The sequence below is a fragment of the Ruegeria sp. AM7 genome (genome assembly GCF_056535965.1).
Window position 1 is genome coordinate 401,542 of sequence record NZ_JBQFJE010000001.1, and the last position, 17,129, is coordinate 418,670.

Genomic DNA, 17,129 nt, shown 5'->3' on the forward strand with positions numbered 1-17,129 from the left:
CCCACTTAGATATTCCGCCCTGCTTTGCCCGGCGTGTATCCGTACTCCTTCGTGAACGCGCGCACGAAGCTTGACGGTTCGGCATAGCCCGCGCGCCAGGCGACCTTGGATACGCTCAGGCTGGTGGTCGTCAGCAACTCATGCGCGATGGCCAGCCGGACCCGGACAAGAATGGTACGATAACTTGACCCTTCCTCGGCCAGCCGCCGGGCCAGCGTCCGGTCGCTGGTCTTTAGGGTCTGGGCCACCGATTTGATCGTCGGCGCGTTCGAGATATCCGATAGAATCGCATCCTGAACCTGTGCCGTCCAGGTGTTCTGCGTGCCGCTGCCCTGCAGCGCCTCGCATTGCTTGAGGCACACGGCCAGCTTCTCGGGGTCGTGTTGCGGCAAGGGCAAATCCAGTAACGACCGGGGGATCACCACCGCGTTCATCCGGTCGCTGCGATCGACAACCAGCCCAAGTTCCCGGTTCAATGCGGCGGCAAAACCTTCGTCATATTCCATGGTGCGAAACGTCGTCGCCGCCGCAAGACTTGCAGGCAATAAGACAGAGGCAAAATTGAACAGAACGGTCAGGTGCCGCTCCAGCACGAATTTTCGCAGCTCTTGCGGCAACGGCGACGTGTCGAAGGTGATCAGCGCCTCGTCGCCCTGCTCAACCAGGTCCATCCGTGCGATCATGAAGGACAGACGCGCATAGTCCATCGCAGTGGAGAGGCTGGCGCGGAAGGTCGGGCTGGACAACAGGGCATAGCCCCAGATCCCCAGCGTTTCGGGCCGGATGCGGCGGCCAATTCCGATGCCCAGACCGGGCTCGTAGGGTTTGTGACGCAGGAAATTCTCGATCGCCGTCAATTCCTGCCCGATCGTCACCTTTGTCGCGGAATCGTACAACTCGAACAGGGTCAGACCCGTTTCCTCCAGGCAATCTTCGGCACAAACGCCGAACCCGGGCGCGGCCTCACACAAGATACGGATACTGCCCGGCAATCGTGTCTGGTCAGGTTTGATCATCCTTATTGGCTACTGCGCTTGGCGGAAAATGTCAAAAAACTGGCAGGACGTGACATCGACATACCCCCCGGCCTTTGATCGTTTGAGGGTGGGAGGACATCATGAGATCACTTATCGCCATTCAGGATGGTCAAATATCGCTTGAGCAGATCAAACAGCTTGAGGCGGCGTTGCGGGATCTCTACCGGCAACATGTCGGCCCCGACAAGCTGACCGTGATCTGGAACGTGGCCGACGCCCAGCACACGATCACGGATCGGAAATGGTCGCGGTCATCATCCTGTTCCGTCGCGGTGCCCGACGGATTTTCAAACGATAAGCGCGAGACCTTTCTGCTTGAACTGGACCGGAGCTGGCGCGCGATTACCGGGCAGCACCCGGATCAGACCTCGTTCGTGGCGTTTGACGAGACGCGGTTCCAAGAAGTGCTGAGCGGCAATCTTGAAAGGCTCTCGCCCTTGGGACGGCTGCTGTTTCTGACCAGGATGACCTTTCGGCTGATGCGCTCGAAACGGCGCTACGGGGTGCTGATCACACGTTTCAACCAGTAAGGAGCGCACTCATGCCGCTGTATACCATCGCGACCCGCAAACCTTTGCCCGAACAGATGCGCTTTGACATCGCCCAGACCATCACCGATGTGCATTGCGGGCTCACCGGCGCACCGCCGGAATTTGTGAATGTCATCTTCATGACCGGTTACCGCATGCGCCGGGGGGCGTTTCTGGGCCTGAACGGCAATGTACGGATTGGCGGAAATCGCGGCGATGATCTCTATGAACAACTGAACCGAAATCTGCTCGCGCAGGTCGCGCAGGTTGCCAAGCTGGACCCCGCAACGGTGCTGGTCAAGCTGATCGGGGTGGAATTCAACTGGGTTGTCGAAGGTGCCATGACCATGCCTGCCCCCGGCGAAGAAGGCGACTGGCTGGAGCGCAAGAAAGCCATCCATGCCGCCATGGGCATAACGGACGCCGCCTGACGCCCTGCCCCCCATTTGACCGAAAGGATACGCAAAATGTCCGCACCTCATCTGACCCCCGTTCGCGCCGAAGCCCCGGATCTTGAGAGCCTGCTGCTGGCGCAAAAACAGGCCGCGCTGGCAGATCCGTTGCCGGACCGCGCCACGCGTATCCGGCGGCTGGACAAGCTGCATAACGCCTTGCTGGACAACCGGGCGCGGATCATCGCAGCCGCGAACAAGGATTTCTCGAACCGGGCGGCGGCGGAAACGCAATTGGCCGAGATCATGCCCTTGCTGGACGGGATCGCCTATTACCGCAAACGGCTGCGCAAGCTGATGCGTCCGCAAAAACGGCACGCGCCCATGACCATCCGGCCCGGACGGGTCGAGGTGCGCTACCAGCCCGTTGGTGTTGTTGGCATCGTGGTGCCCTGGAACTTTCCGTTTTTCCTTGGGGTCTCACCGTTGATCGGGGCTCTGGCGGCGGGCAACCGGGCGATGATCAAGGCGTCTGAATTTGCCCCGGCCTCGGGGGATCTGCTGCGCGAGATAATAGCCGAGACATTTGACGCAACCGAAGTCACCGTGATCACCGGCGATGCCCAGGTCGCCACCGCCTTTACCAAATTGCCGTTCGATCATCTGGTGTTCACCGGATCAACCCAGGTCGGCAAGATCGTCATGCGCGCGGCAGCCGAAAACCTGACCCCGGTCACGCTCGAGCTGGGGGGCAAATCCCCGGCCATCATCCATCAGGATTTTCCGATGGACGAGGCCGCGCGTCGGATCGGGTTCGGCAAAGGGTTCAACGCGGGGCAAATCTGCGTTTCGCCCGACTATGCACTGTGCCCGCGCGACAAGGTCAACGCCTTTGCCAGCGCCTTTTCCGACGCGATGACCAAAGCCTATCCAAAGCTGCGCGACAATAAGGACTATACCGCCATCATATCCGACCGGCAGAAGGCCCGGCTTGAGGGGTATCTGAAGGACGCCGCCGACAAAGGGGCCGAGATCATCGAGATCAACCTCAAAGGCGAGAGCTTTGACGACACCCGCAAGATGCCGGTGACGCTGGTTCTGAACGCCTCGGATGACATGCTGGTGATGCAGGAGGAGATCTTTGGCCCGATCCTGCCCGTCATCCCCTATGACCGGCTTGACGACGCAATCGCCTATGTCAACGCCCGCCCGCGCCCGCTGGCGCTGTATTACTTTGACTGGGACGCGGCCCGCGCCGATCAGGTTCTGGACCGCACCCATTCAGGCGGCGCCTGTATCAATGACACGGTTTCGCATGTGGGGGTCGATGACATTCCCTTTGGCGGTATCGGGCCATCGGGCATGGGCCACTATCACGGAGAGGAAGGGTTCAGAACCTTTTCCAAAGCCAAGGGCATCGTGCGCAAGGGCAAGTTCAACTCCACCTCATTGGTGGGGCCGCCTTGGGGCAACCCGAATTTCCGGGGCCTGATGAAGATGCAATCCTGGCGGTTCCGCAGGCGCAAGATCGACTGAGCCGCCACACTTCGCCCTTTCCCAGGATCACCACACCAGATGAACGTCATGACCCACCTCAAAGACGGATTCACCGCCCATACGGATATCCAAGCGTTCGAGGCCATCCCGCTTGCCGACCGGGATATCCCGGGCACAACCTACGAGGCGCTGCGGCAGGGAACGTCGCTCAACCCCGACTATCCCGCGCTCAGCTTTTTCGTGACGGGGAATGCCTATGACCGGCCCCGCACGCTTAGCCATCGTGAGTTGTTTGCCAAGGTGACCCAGACCGCCAATGCATTGCGACGGCTGGGGATCGGGCGCGAGGAAGTGGTGGCCTATGTGCTGCCCAACCTGCCCGAGACCCATTTCACCATCTGGGGTGGATCGGCGGCCGGGCAGGTGCTGGCCATCAACCCGCTGCTTGAGGCCGACCAGATCGCCGACCTGCTGCGTGCGGCAAATGCCAAGATTTTGGTGACGCTTGAGAAAACGCCAAAGACTGACATCTGGCAAAAGTGTCAGGCGGCAGCAGCATCGGTGCCCAGCCTGCGCCAGATCGTGACCTGCTCCGTCTTTGACTGGATGGATGGCGCAGTGGGTACGGCGTTGCGGCTGGTCAGCAAAACCCGAAAATCTTCGCTGAATGTCGGCGGGCGCACCCTTCCGGTGACGCGGTTTGCCACCATGATCCGGGGCGCGCGGGTCGATGCGCTGGAGTTTGATCCGCCCAAACCGTCGGATATTTCGACCATGCTGTGTACCGGCGGCACCACCGGCCTGCCCAAGATCGCGCGGCGCAGTCATGCCTCCGAAGTGTTTGACGTCTGGTCCATCAGCCAGTTCAACCCAAACACGTTCGAACCGGGGTCAGCCGCGCTGTGCGGACTGCCGCTGTTTCATTCCAACGCCATTCTGGTGACCGGCCTGCTGGTTCTGCTGAAAGGCGGCCATATCGTTCTGGCCACCCCGCAGGGCTATCGCGGCGAAGGCGTGATCCCAAATTTCTGGAAGATCGCCGAACGCTACAAAATCGTGACTTTCTCGGGTGTCCCCACGGTCTATTCCGCATTGCTGGATGTGCCGATTGACGGGGCCGATCTGTCCTCGATCAAATTCGCCGCCTGCGGTGCCGCGCCAATGCCCGTTGAGCTGTTCAACCGCTTCGTCAGCACCACCGGCATTCCCATTGTCGAAGGGTATGGCATGACCGAAGGCGCGGTGGCCTCGTCTCTGAACCCCCGCGACCCCGATGGTGGCACCCGGATCGGGTCCATCGGCCTGCGCCTGCCCTATCAAAAGATGCGCTGCGCCGTGCTGAACGCCAATGACGAATTTGATCGCTGGGCTGATACGAACGAGGTCGGCGTGATCATGATCTCGGGGCGCAACGTGTTCGAAGGCTACATGATCGACAGTCAGAACCGGGGCATCTTTTTTGAAATCGACGGTGAACGCTGGTTCAACTCGGGTGATCTGGCGCGGCAGGATGCGGATGGTTATTTCTGGATGACCGGCCGCAAAAAAGAGCTGATCATTCGCGGCGGCCACAACATCGACCCCAAGATGATCGAAGAGGCGATGCACGCCCATCCCGATATCGTTCTGGCGGCTGCCATCGGCCGCCCCGACGAAAAGGCCGGCGAACTGCCCGTGCTGTATTACCAATCCACAACGGGCCGCGATGTGCCTCCGCAGGATCTGGCCGCATACGCGCAGGACCATATCCCGGAACGCGCCGCGCTGCCCAAGGCATTCATCCGTCTGGATGAACTGCCGCTGACGGCCATTGGGAAAATCCACAAACCCACGCTCAACATGCTCGAGATCGAGCGCACCATCCGCGCCGAGGCCGAAGCGGTGGGGGCCGTAATCGAAAGCCTTGAAGTCACACCGGACAGCCAGCGCGGGATCGTCGCGCGGCTCAAAGCGGGCACCGGTCAGGATGATCTGGCCCAGAGGCTGGGCAATTACGCATTCGCGGTCGAATTCAAAGCCTGACGGGCGGGGAGGCCCGGAACAACAGGCACCATCGGGAGGGAAAAACGTAACTAGGGATTCAGATGATCTTGCCGCTTGCGCAGGCCTTTATCATGTTTTGACTGGGCCTGACTCCGACAATCGTCGATTTTGCCCGAATGTTTCGTGGCAGCAGAACGCTGATGATCGGAGTGTTCAATCAGGTCATCGTGCTGCCCATCGTGGCTTTTGGTGTCGCGCTGGCCTTTGACCTGCCCCCCATACTGGCCGCAGGAACCATGCTGCTGGCATTTTGCCCGGGCGGCGTCAGCTCCCACGTCATCTCGCAGCTGGCCCGCGGGGATCTGACGCTGGCGGTGTCGCTGACCACGTATCCAATCACCCGGCCGGCCGTCATCCTGTTCCGCCGTATCGACGCGTCGGGCCTGAACCCAATCGCGCAGTCCGCCAAGTAGTGCGGCCTTAATGAAACGTTGCACACAACGCTAGCCCACATTGTCGTGATCGCATGGATGGCGAATGCGAGTTTGGCAAGCACTCATACCAAAGCTACGAATAGTGCCGTCTATGAATAGCTGGATCAGTAATCGTCATTCTTTCGAGGACGTCTCGCACTGGTTCATCGGCGCCATTAAGCCTCCGAACATCTATGATGCCCAAGGCAATGTGGTGCGGGTTCTGCAAAGCTATGCGTTTCTGGAGATCTGTTGCAAATCATGTCGCCGACGCTGGTCCTCAAAGAAGTTTACGACACATTCTTTTTTAACAGAGTATTTCCTTTAATGATCATTTTTTACACATATTGACCACTGCTTTCAGATCATATTACAGGTGTATGGCGATGTTAAGCTCTTTAATCTTAGCTGTCTTTTGGTTCACCAAAATTAACAACCTTTTCTTGTTAAGTTTTTCTGTCTGCTGAAATTCGCGTAGTAATCAATAGCCCTGCCTTTCACCTCGGCAAGTACACTTCATAGCCCGTAGTACGGCTCTTGCTTGTGACTCAGACAACAGACATGGATCGTAGACTTCCGAGCAACTCCGATCAGACCACAGGACCATTTAGCTTCCGGTTTTGTTATTTCCGGTATGGCTACTCGAAAACTTTTTTCTCGGCAGACGACCAGCGTATCTTCAAATCTCTTCGCCACTTAAACGTTGACACTTCACGCCTAGCTTTGCGGAGCAGCTAAGTTTGATCACTTCACGCCAGTTGAAGTGGCTGCGCTCTGTTCTCTCTCAACGAAGACAGAGCACAGCCAACCTTCGAACCCGAGGCTTACAGAATGGAACGTGACCTAGGCCAGACTGCTAGCAATCTTTTCAAGCAACGCCTGAGCTTCCTCGACTGTAACGTCTTCAGTCTGAATGCGGATACGCACTTCGTTGGCCGACAATTCGCCGACCACGTTGCCTCCACCGGACAACGCGACAGAAGTCAGTTTTTGCACTTGCTGAGGTCTACCTCCCCGCGACTTGTTCTTGCCGGGTTGGTTCAATGATTTTAGTGCTGCGTTTAGAACAGCCCATTCTGACTTCGCATCACTCGGCTCAGAAGCAACCAGGGCATTCCGAAGCTCTGGCTGAGCGCCCGAACGCAATGCAGCCGCAAGAGATAATCCTATTTTCTCTGTTAAATCAATAGGATATCTCAAAACATCTCCCAATGCTTCGTGCACAAGAGCAAAACTTCTGACTTTCGAGCGCTTGGCTTTAGAAGCTGCTGCAAACAAAACATCCACCGCCTCCTCGGTCGAGGAAAAAACCCCCTGCCCCGCAGCCAACACGGCAATTCGACCTCGTTCGTATGGGCTAAGATTTGCTCTCAGTTCGTTCTCTTCGACCATCGAAACGTAGGCTCCCTGCCCCGTTCCAGCTTGGCGCACAAATGCCGGGATTTTGGCAAACCGCGGGTCCGTTTGAGATAGACGACGGAAAGCTACCAGTCGTCGAAAGCCGGAAATCAGCCCATAGCCTTCGCCGCTTTGCGTCACCTCAATTGGCGTTCTTAATCCGTTTTCCCGAAGCGATTCTAGCAACTCGGCCATCGCCTCTTCGTCCTCGACCATACGGTCGCGACGAATGAAGTCAGGATCAATCGTTTCGATAGGCAGCTCTTCAGCGACCAATCCAGCGTCCTGTGCTGCGCGCCATTTGGACGCGTCGCCTTGATCTTTCGCCAAAGCAGCCCGATCAGTGACAGACGTCATACCGTTTAGCATGGCAGCTTCTGCAGCAACTTGCGCTATTGGGGGCGTAACACCCGAACCCTCAAATGGGTTCAGCGATGGTTTCGCGGCGAAACCTTCCTCGATCTCTTTGAGATCCTTAGTATCTGGCACCGTCAGTCTTCTGCGTTTAGCCATTGCTCTCACCTCCCATATTTGCGTCGCGCCACCAGCAACCGATCAGGACTTCTTTGAATTCTGCGTATGTGCGATCAAACGTTTCCCGCCCTCTGACGTAGGTTTCCCGATTAAAGTCCCTATAGTCCGCCTCATAGATGCCGTTAACTTGCTCACCCGCCTGCCCCACAAGTGCAGTAAAATCCTGACGGTAAGCATTCATAAAGTCACCAAAATAGGCTTGGATAACATTCGCCATATCTGTTTGCTGGCTGGCGTCAAATCTAGTTATGATGGCCCGAACAACGTCCCACTCAAATTTCAATTCCGGTAGACCTGCAGCCCTCAAGGCCGCATTCTCTCCGTCCTCTATACTGGCGAAAGTCGTATAGAGCATATCGAAGAATCTGCCCGTTGAATCAAATTCAAGGAACGAGGCCCCCAACGGCACCAAAAGAATATCAGCGGCTGCAAGAGCGTTGATTGTAAGGTACCCAAGTGCAGGAGGGGTATCGAGAAAGACAATATCGTAGTCATTCAGAACCCCCTCGTCCTCTAGGAAATTTGTCAAGCCATCCCACAACGGCCAACTCCGAAGTCCCATTCGCCACACAGGTATCTGAAACTCGGCCCAGTAGAGGTTCAACTGCGCTCCGATTAGGTCAATGTTTGGCCAATGTGTTTTTTGAATTACGTCTTTTGGCGAGGTTTTCATCGCCTCTTCTAGAGTTTCATCCAAGGCTATTTCTGGCTGTCCTGCGGCGCTTCGCACACGGTTCTCTTCCTGTACCGCACGCGCGTAATCTTTAGCAATCAAAGGGAAAACTGTTTGCCACTCATCTGCTACGCGTCCGCCCAAGATAGAGGTCATGGATCCTTGACTGTCCAAGTCAACAACCAGCACCTTGTAGCCGTCTAAGGCAGCGGACATTGCCAAATGCGCAGCGGTGGACGTTTTACCAACGCCTCCTTTGAAATTTGCGACAGCCACAACTTTCGCAGGCATTCCTTCCGGACGATAAGGCAGGTATTCTTTCGTACTAACTCCCCCTGCCGCAAAATGGTTTCTGAGACTTATAACTTCTTCAAGAGTAAACCATTTGGAGCCGGCCTCACCTTCTCCTTGCGGAAGTTCCGGATTGGCCTTCAATACACGTCTTAGATGCGCAGGAGCTACCGGAATTAGGTACTTTGTTATTTCCCAAATAGAAAAACGACGAAGGCGTTTTTCTCCGTCTGGGGCGTAACCTCTTAGTGCCAGGTCTTCCCTCCCCTTAGCGCAAAAGGTCGCCGCCTTGGCAAACCGCGTGGTTCCAATAGGGTCTGGAAGTTTCCCTGCCGCTTGCGCTGGATCTAAGTTAAAGTAGGGGGGCAGGGGAGGTTGCGTGGGTTTGCTCATTTTGTGTGCCTCACAGTATGTTCGCTATTAGAGCGTATATCGCCGAACTTAGCGAACATTTTACGTAGGCGCTATCCTGTGAGTCGGGGTTTTCCACAAAAATCATGGATAGAGCGCTGTGGAGGTCTGTTCTGGATAAAAAAATGAATGGAACAACGCAACAAATCGTTTATTTATTTTTAGATATTTAGAATCTTTGCTATTAGAAAAACGTTTAAAAACAAAGATATAATGCGTATTGGGTACCTGTTTACGGGCGTTAAGGGACCAATCTTCGGTATCAAAGGTACCCGTATGCAGGTCGATTGGTAACAAAATTCGGTGGGAAAGGGCCCGATTCGCAGGAAGTGCCGAAACCCGCCTTTTAGGCTCTGAGAAAAGCAAAAAATGTATCGGCGCTGGCCTGTGGTTACGGAAGTGTGGTCAGTATACAGAGGTTTCTGTGGATAAGTTCGGGTGGAAAGTCCTTGGGTACCCGTCTGCAGGATAATGGTCATCCCGTATTTAGGCACCCAAAATTGTTTGCTCCGGAGGTACCTTTCGTGTCAAATATCACAATAAAGAGCAGTCAGGCAGAATCATGCCAGAAACGAAATTGAACCTCGACCGTCTCTCGGGCGCGTTGCGCCGTGAAGCAGTCAAAAAGAACGTCGCTGCTATACATATCAGCGGTAAGTTGACGCTGTTGCAGCGTAAGTTGTCTAATGTACTTTTGCTCAACGCGTATGATGCATTGACGTCTGCGACAACCCACACGATTGATGCGCGAACACTAGCGATGATGGTTGGGTACAACTCAAATGATTTTGATACATTGCGATCAAGCCTTCGAGCTTTGGCTGAAACTGTAGCCGAGTGGGACATGCTTGATGAAAAGGGTCGTCAAGAGTGGGGAGTTTCATCTCTTTTAAGTTTTGCAAAGCTGAAAGGCGGTGTCTGTGAATATGCCTATTCACCAGCCCTGGCTCAAAAACTCTACGACCCCAAGATTTACGCTTTGATTAACGTGCAAATTCAGAAGAACTTTAGTTCTGGTCATGGACTGGCGCTTTATGAAAACTGTTACAGGTTTGTCAGAACCGGTTCGACTGGATGGTGGTCGTTGGATGTTTTTAGGAAGTTGATGGGCGTTGATGGAAGCGACTACTACAGTAGTTTCAAGCATCTGAACGCAAAGATTATCAAGCCAGCTGTGGCAGAGGTAAACAAGAGCTCGGATATTCTGGTTGAGGCGGATTTTCAAAAGAAAGGTCGTACCGTCACCGATATTAGGTTCAGGATTAAAGGTAACCCCCAAAAGGCAATGTTCCAGATTGACGACAGCGATGGGGTTCGAAATTTGTCGGTTTATAAAAAGTTGCTGAAGCAAGGGGTGTCCGACCGGTTAGCTCGTCAGTGGATCGCGGAGCACGGTGAAGACTACGTACAACAGAAACTCGAATATGTAAGCGGGCAGGGGAGTGTGAAATCTGCGCTGGGGTATCTTTCAGCGGCTCTACGAGACGATTACCAATCAAATTCACCTGAGAACGACGTTGAACCTTCGCCCGAAGCCAAAGAGGCTGCTCGGCTGCGGCGCCTGGAAAAGTATGAGGAGGATCAGGCATACGCAAAAAGAGCTGCTGAACGTTCGGAACGTTCGCGTATGTTCGCTATTGTTGAGAAGTTGGTTTCGCGGCGAAACCCCACGCAAAGAGATGCTGATAAGCGTCTGTTCATGGCAGGGTTGGAAAATGAACTTGATCGAGAGCACTTCCGGACACATGGGTGGCGGTCCGGGTTGAACGCCTCTAAGATTTTTGAGTTTTGGGAAGATCTTGAGCCTGAATCGTTCGTGCCGGTTTCGAAAGACGCATAATAGGATCTTTGGTATCTCAATAGTGTTTTGAGCAATTTGGCGTTCGCACGGCACTAGAACCACAATTTGTTCATTGCCCGCATATCTTCAGCAAAGAAGTTTCTCCTAACGTCGAGAATATATGTAATTGCAGAACGTTGCCTGAGCAAAATGCCAATTGTAGTCTGCTGGGAAGAATTGGGATGAGGGACGATAACTTTCCGTTTGGTTTGCCAAAAGGTAATACGCAAAAAATTAAAAAAATGAGCACATAGTGCGAAGCGACTATTGCTGACTTGCTGTTTTAAAAAGAGCCCTATGACTCCAAAACAAACCCGTTTTTGCTGGCTTTGTTGCCAAGTTTTGAGCCACGGAACTGTCCTGGCGATTACGTCAAAATACCGAGTAGCCAATCAGTTCGGCGTGGTGTGGACCACTGAGACACCGCAGCCGGCCATGATGTCTTCCAGTGCCTGGTAAGAAATTCAGCATCGGATACAGAAAACTACCGCAAAAAGGATCACGCCCTTTGGACTATGCGAGCCTTTGAAGAAAACCAAGAACTTGCCTACGGCTGGTTTTACCCAAAGTCATTCATCCGCGGTACCTGACGCCGTCAATAGCCAAAAGTCTATAACAGATTCCGGTGATACTTATCAGCCCCCCCCTTGAATATTTCAGATCTTGCCGTGAAGGTAGGTATTTCGGTCGGCTAGCTTCAAAGAAGATACTTTAACAAAGCAAGCGCGAAGCTACTGGATATTTGTAAGGTGTCCCGCTTTTAAAAACATGCTTGATAGTGGCACTACCAACTTGTTCGCGCGTTTGAATAATGCCTGAACTGCGCAGATAACTGGTGTGGCCTCTAGCTTTCAAAGGCGGCATTGGATTTAGCGCTAACAAGCACACTATTTTTGATGGTTCTTTAGTGGATGTGAACGCCTATAAGTTTACTGGTCTCTCGCGCGCTGCAAGAACTGCCAAGACAATCCTCAAAACTTCCAAAAAATAGACAGTTTGCACTTTTTTTCACTTTTTTGTTGCCGAAACCGGTTTCGGAACATTGAAATAGCCTTAATGACTACGAATCTTTCATATCCGCTAAGCAACCATTCCAGCCAGATGACTGTGTCCGGCCGAGTTAAGCTGGACGAGTTGGCCGCACATCTTGGCTTGTCCAAGAGCACGGTTTCCCGGGCGCTCAACGGGTATTCCGATATTTCTCCGGTCACGCGTGCGCGGGTTGAAAAGGCCGCGCGGGCCTTGGGGTATCGACCGCTCAGTCACGCGCAGGCGATCCGAACCGGGCAGGTTCGGGCTATTGCGATGGTTCTGAACAGCGAAGAGCCGGATCAGCAAAATCCCTTCCTGCAGGATTTTCTGGCTGGAGCCTGTCAAGCGGCGAGCAGTCTCGACTGGACCATGACCATCTCTACGGCCACATCCGAGAAAGATACGCTGAAAGTGCTCAGCCGACTTTACCAGGAGCGCAAGGCTGACGGATTCATTCTACCACGAACAGCAGTGAAGGATGCGCGCATCGGTTTGCTGCGTAGCCTCGACGTTCCGCATATCCTTTATGGGCGCACCGGCTATGGGCAGCCGAACAAGTGGGACGAAACCTCGTGGTTCGACATTGCGGGGGAAAGTGCAATGCGCAACGCCGTTTTGCGGCTGAACGAATTTGGGCATTCGCGTATCGGCTTTGTTGGAAGCGACCCCAAGTTCAACTACGCGCATCTGCGCCGTGACGGCTATGCCGAGGGTATGCAGGCTGCTGGCCTGCCCTTGGACACGGATCTAATCCGTGAGGGCGCACGCACGCGCGAAGACGGCGCGTCGCAGGGGCGGGCGCTGATGGCGCTGGAATGTCCTCCGACAGCGATTGTGTTTGCGACCGATCTGGCTGCTCTGGGGTTCTGCGCGGATGCGCAGGATCAGGGTTTCGAAATTGGGCGCGATATTTCGGTGATTGGCTATGACGGCGTATCGGAATGCCAATACGCCCGCCCGGCGCTGACAACCTTCTCGGTGGATTCGCGCAAGGCAGGGCAACGGTTGGCAACCTTGTTGATCCAGCAAATCCAAGGGGCTGACCCCTCGACATTACAAGAACTGGTTGATGCCACCCTTGTTACGGGTGGTTCGGACGGCCCGCCCAGACTGACGCCAGAAGAACTGGCGCAGAAACGACAATATCTAACAAACCAAAAACGGGGAGATCTAACATGAGACTGAAATCCAAAGCATCCCGGCTGTTGCTTGGAACGTCGCTCGCCTTTGCGTTGACCGCGTTGTCGGCGCAAGCGGACACGATCCGGTTCTGGACCACAGAGGAACAGCCCGAGCGTTTGGCCAAGCAACAAGAGATGGCCGATCAGTTCAAGGTCGAAACCGGCACCACAGTCGAGGTGATCCCGGTCACCGAAAGCGATCTGGGAACGCGCGCTACTGCCGCATTTGCCGCCGGGGACCTGCCGGACGTGGTCTATCACACTTTGCAATACGCTCTGCCTTGGGCCGAGGCTGGTATTCTGGACACCGAAGCCGCGACCGAGGTGATCGAAGAATTGGGTGCTGGCACATTCGCTCCGGGGGCTTTGGCGATGGCTGCGTTCAATGGCGAAACCGCGTCGGTGCCAGTGGATGGCTGGACGCAGATGATCGTCTATCGCAAGGACTTGTTTGACGAGGCCGGACTTGAGGCACCCAGTTCCTATGCAAATGTCTTGGCCGCGCTGGACAAGCTGCACAACCCGCCCGAGATGTATGGTTTTGTTGCCGCAACCAAGGTGGACGAGAACTTCATGAGCCAGGTGCTGGAGCACGTGTTCCTTGCCAATGGCGTCAGCCCGGTCGGCCCGGATGGGTTCCAGCCTCTGGACGAAGCGAAGACAACCGAGGTCTTGGACTTCTACAAAGCGATTTCAAAAGCGTCGCCTCCGGGTGAGTTGTTCTGGAAGCAATCGCGCGAGCTGTATTTTGATGGCAAAGCCGCGATGATCATCTGGTCGCCCTTCATTCTGGACGAGTTGGCCGGTCTGCGCGACAGCGCGCCGCCAACAATCAACGATGACCCGACCTCGCGCGATCTGGCGTCGAAAACAGGGATTGTCACCAATTTCTCGGGCCCCTCCAACCCGGAAGGGGCAGCTTGGGGCGATGTTCGGTATTTTGGGATCACCAATGACGCCGACACGGACGCGTCGATGGAGTTTGTGAAATACGCCATGGATGACGGGTACACCCAAACCTTGTCAATCGCGCCCGAGGGTAAGTTCCCGGTTCGTCGCGGTAACGCCGAAAACCCGACCGCTTTTGCCGAAGCCTGGGCAAAATTGCCTGTAGGCGTCGACCGCAAGGCGCCGCTGGGTGATCTTTATGATCAGGCGATGATCGATGAGATTGTCGGCGGATTGGATGTGGCGCAGCGTTGGGGCGTGGCCGAAGGGCAGCTCTCGCTGGCCTCCAAGATGATCAACAGTCAGGCCATCAACCGGGTTGTGCGCCAGTATATCGATGATGAAATCGACGCCGCGGCTGCCGTGGCCGCGATGAATGATGAGCTTGCCAAGGTCCAGTAAACTCCTGCTTGACCGGCACTTGTAGCGGCGGGCGCGCCGCTACACCTAAACCTCTGAGGTCCCTTATGTCTTCGGCCACCCCACCGACCGGAACCGGGGCGCTAGCCAAACGCGAGGCGCGTCTGGCCTGGGCGTTGCTTTCCCCGACCGTAATCAGCGTATCGCTTGTCGTGATCCTGCCCTTGCTTGCGATCTTCTGGATCAGTTTCAAGCCGTTCACCTTGTCCGATCTGCGGCCGCCCGCACCCGTTGTGCGCGAGAGCTTGCGCGGATCAGGTGATGATTTGCGGATTGAATACCGCGTGCGAAACTCCAGTCAGGATATTGCTGTCACCGGTGTCACCTTAACCGACGTTTTGCCGGGTGGCGTGACCGCGGGCGAGGTCTTGGCCCCTTGCGTGTTGGACGGGCAGGATTTGTTCTGTGATTTCGGCACTCTCGAAGGTGGCTATCGCGAACGTGTTCGCATTCCGGTCACGCTGGAAGGTGACCCGGATACTTTCGAAGATCTGATCGAAGGGTCCGAACCCAGCATAACTGGAAGTGGCCCAAGCGTTCTGACCAATTTCGAGTTCAGCCTTGAAAACTTCGCCCGCGTTTTTGACGGGGATGAGTTCTGGGGCGTTTTGTGGGTCACGCTGTTCTACACGGTCTTCGGCACGATCGGAGCGCTGGTGATGGGATTGTTCGCAGCCCTGTTGCTGAACAAAAGTTTCAAAGGGCAGGGGATCATACGAGGCCTTTACCTGTTCCCCTACGTGGCCCCGGTCATTGCCGTGGCCTTTACTTGGGTTACCCTGTTTGATCCGTTCTCAGGCTCTGCCAATGCGCTGCTTGTGCAAATGGGGCTGAGCAGTGAGCCTATCAATTTCTTCGGCGAACGTCCTCTGGCCCTGATCATGGTGACAGTGTTCGAGATCTGGCGCTATTTTCCGCTGTCCTTCCTGTTCATTCTGGCGCGGATGCAATCCATCGACTCTAGTATGTATGAAGCGGCAGATATGGATGGAGCGTCACCGTTCCAGAAGTTTTGGCTGCTCAGCATCCCGCAACTGCTGGGCATCCTGTCGGTGCTGTTCCTGCTGCGCTTTATCTGGACGTTCAACAAGTTCGACGACATTTTCCTGCTGACCGGCGGCAACGCGGGGACCCGTACGCTGACCGTCAACGTCTATGAACAGGCCTTTGCAATTTCCAATATCGGGGCAGGGGCGGCGGTAGCCGTGGTGATCCTGATGTGCCTGATCGCCTTCAGCTTTGTCTTCTTCCGTTTCATCAGCCGAGAGGAGGGCCTGTGATGCGCAAAGGCTATTTGACTGGTCCAGCCTTGGGCGCGCTCTGGCTGGTTGTGATTGCGACCACCGTCGCCATTACCATGTCCTTCTCGACAGGGGCGGCGTTTCGACCGCAGGTTTTGCTCTGCCTTCTTTGGGGCGCTGTAGCCGGGTTGATCTATGTGCGTTACCCCGAACGACACGCTATGGCGCGGCTTGGTCTGTCGACCATGCTAGGACTGTCTGCCCTGACGCGCTTTGGTCCCGTTCTGATCGGCTCTGAAACGTCCCTGCAGGCGTTGTTGGTGACCGTTTTTGCCATGGCTGTCGTGACGCATCTGTCGCTTACCGCGATATTGCGGGACACGCCGTTTGGGGAACTCACACGGCACGAATTCGAGGATGCCGCGATCCGGTTCTGCACTGGCTTTGGCTATATCTTTTTCACAGCCATTGTTGTCATCCCTTTCTACGTCATGGTCATGACCAGCCTGAAATCGCAACAGGCGCTATTGCAGAACCCTTTGGATTTCTCGGTCGACCTGTCGCAGGGCTGGGCGCTGTTCCGCAGCTACACCGAGCTGTTCCGCGACTTCAATTTCGGCACCTACCTGTGGACATCCTTCTATGTCTCGGTCCTGACGGTGTTCATCACGCTGGCCTTCAGCGTACCCGGTGCCTACGCAGTGGCGCGGTTCCGGTTCAAAGGCCAAAAGGCTTTCTCGCGCTCAATCCTGCTGATCTACATGGTACCGATGATCGTGTTGGCGCTGCCGATCTACATCGCGTTCTCGCTGACGGGCCTGCGCAATTCGATCCTGGGCATCGTTATGATCTACCCGGTCACGACGATCCCGGTCGCCCTATACATGCTTCAAGGCTATTTCCGCGGCCTGCCGACCGAGGTCGAAGAGGCGGGTCTGATGGACGGCCTGTCGCGGCTGGCAGTGATCTGGAAGATCACCTTGCCGCTTAGCCTGCCGGCACTGGCTTCGGTCTCGCTTTACGTCTTCATGATCGCCTGGAACGAGTTCCTGCTGGCCTTCATGCTGCTGGATGACCCGTCGAAATTCACCCTGACCCGAGGTGTCACGATGCTGAATTCCTCGGAAATCCCGCGCCAACACCTGATGGCCGGTGCGGTGATCGCCACCGTTCCCATCATGGCCCTATTTCTGGGGCTTGAACGTTTCATGACCAAGGGCCTGACGGCAGGCTCGGTCAAAGGATGAC

The 17,129-nt window shown here is 55.4% G+C and carries 13 protein-coding genes; 10 read left to right on the forward strand and 3 right to left on the reverse strand.

The genetic code is table 11. The annotated features are described in order from the left end of the window. Positions 1-5: 5 nt before the first annotated feature. Positions 6-1,016 (reverse strand): AraC family transcriptional regulator, encoded by a 1,011-nt coding sequence (locus ACR3EG_RS01730; protein ID WP_480482361.1) that lies wholly within the window; start codon positions 1,014-1,016, stop codon positions 6-8. Positions 1,017-1,117: 101 nt separating this feature from the next. Between ACR3EG_RS01730 and ACR3EG_RS01735 the strand changes: the two genes are divergently transcribed. The 5 genes from ACR3EG_RS01735 (at position 1,118) to ACR3EG_RS01755 (ending at position 5,912) form a co-directional block, all read left to right on the forward strand. Continuing rightward, positions 1,118-1,567 carry a hypothetical protein gene (locus tag ACR3EG_RS01735; RefSeq protein ID WP_480482363.1) on the forward strand — a complete coding sequence of 150 codons (450 nt, stop codon included), beginning with the start codon at positions 1,118-1,120 and terminating at the stop codon, positions 1,565-1,567. Positions 1,568-1,578: 11 nt separating this feature from the next. Beyond that, complete coding sequence (locus ACR3EG_RS01740) at positions 1,579-1,998, forward strand: hypothetical protein (protein ID WP_480482365.1); 420 nt, start codon at positions 1,579-1,581, stop codon at positions 1,996-1,998. A gap of 36 nt (positions 1,999-2,034) precedes the next feature. After that, positions 2,035-3,495, forward strand: coding sequence for a coniferyl aldehyde dehydrogenase (locus tag ACR3EG_RS01745; protein WP_480482367.1), 1,461 nt, complete (start codon positions 2,035-2,037; stop codon positions 3,493-3,495). Positions 3,496-3,543: 48 nt separating this feature from the next. Continuing rightward, a complete protein-coding gene (locus tag ACR3EG_RS01750) occupies positions 3,544-5,478 on the forward strand; it encodes an acyl-CoA synthetase (protein ID WP_480482369.1) in 1,935 nt (644 codons plus the stop codon). A gap of 107 nt (positions 5,479-5,585) precedes the next feature. Then, positions 5,586-5,912, forward strand: coding sequence for a hypothetical protein (locus tag ACR3EG_RS01755; RefSeq protein ID WP_480482856.1), 327 nt, complete (start codon positions 5,586-5,588; stop codon positions 5,910-5,912). An 843-nt stretch (positions 5,913-6,755) separates the two neighbouring features. On the opposite strand, the gene ACR3EG_RS01760 is transcribed toward ACR3EG_RS01755, so the two are convergent. Both ACR3EG_RS01760 and ACR3EG_RS01765 read right to left on the reverse strand, forming a co-directional pair. Next, entirely contained in the window at positions 6,756-7,823 is a 1,068-nt protein-coding gene (locus ACR3EG_RS01760) for a ParB/RepB/Spo0J family partition protein (protein WP_480482371.1), read from the reverse strand. Further along, positions 7,816-9,201, reverse strand: a complete 1,386-nt coding sequence (locus tag ACR3EG_RS01765) for an AAA family ATPase (protein WP_209196383.1) — start codon at positions 9,199-9,201, stop codon at positions 7,816-7,818. Before ACR3EG_RS01765 ends, ACR3EG_RS01760 begins: the two co-directional genes overlap by 8 nt. A 580-nt stretch (positions 9,202-9,781) precedes the next feature. Here ACR3EG_RS01765 and ACR3EG_RS01770 point away from each other — a divergent pair. The 5 genes from ACR3EG_RS01770 (at position 9,782) to ACR3EG_RS01790 (ending at position 17,128) form a co-directional block, all read left to right on the forward strand. Next, a complete protein-coding gene (locus ACR3EG_RS01770; protein ID WP_480482373.1) occupies positions 9,782-11,059 on the forward strand; it encodes a replication initiation protein in 1,278 nt (425 codons plus the stop codon). 1,056 nt (positions 11,060-12,115) lie between these two features. Further along, positions 12,116-13,270 (forward strand): LacI family DNA-binding transcriptional regulator, encoded by a 1,155-nt coding sequence (locus tag ACR3EG_RS01775; protein ID WP_480482375.1) that lies wholly within the window; start codon positions 12,116-12,118, stop codon positions 13,268-13,270. Beyond that, positions 13,267-14,622, forward strand: coding sequence for an ABC transporter substrate-binding protein (locus tag ACR3EG_RS01780; protein ID WP_480482377.1), 1,356 nt, complete (start codon positions 13,267-13,269; stop codon positions 14,620-14,622). The genes ACR3EG_RS01775 and ACR3EG_RS01780 overlap by 4 nt, the downstream gene beginning before the upstream one ends. A gap of 65 nt (positions 14,623-14,687) precedes the next feature. Then, positions 14,688-15,920, forward strand: a complete 1,233-nt coding sequence (locus ACR3EG_RS01785; RefSeq protein ID WP_480482379.1) for a carbohydrate ABC transporter permease — start codon at positions 14,688-14,690, stop codon at positions 15,918-15,920. Further along, complete coding sequence (locus ACR3EG_RS01790) at positions 15,920-17,128, forward strand: carbohydrate ABC transporter permease (protein WP_480482381.1); 1,209 nt, start codon at positions 15,920-15,922, stop codon at positions 17,126-17,128. The genes ACR3EG_RS01785 and ACR3EG_RS01790 overlap by 1 nt, the downstream gene beginning before the upstream one ends. Position 17,129 lies beyond the last annotated feature (1 nt).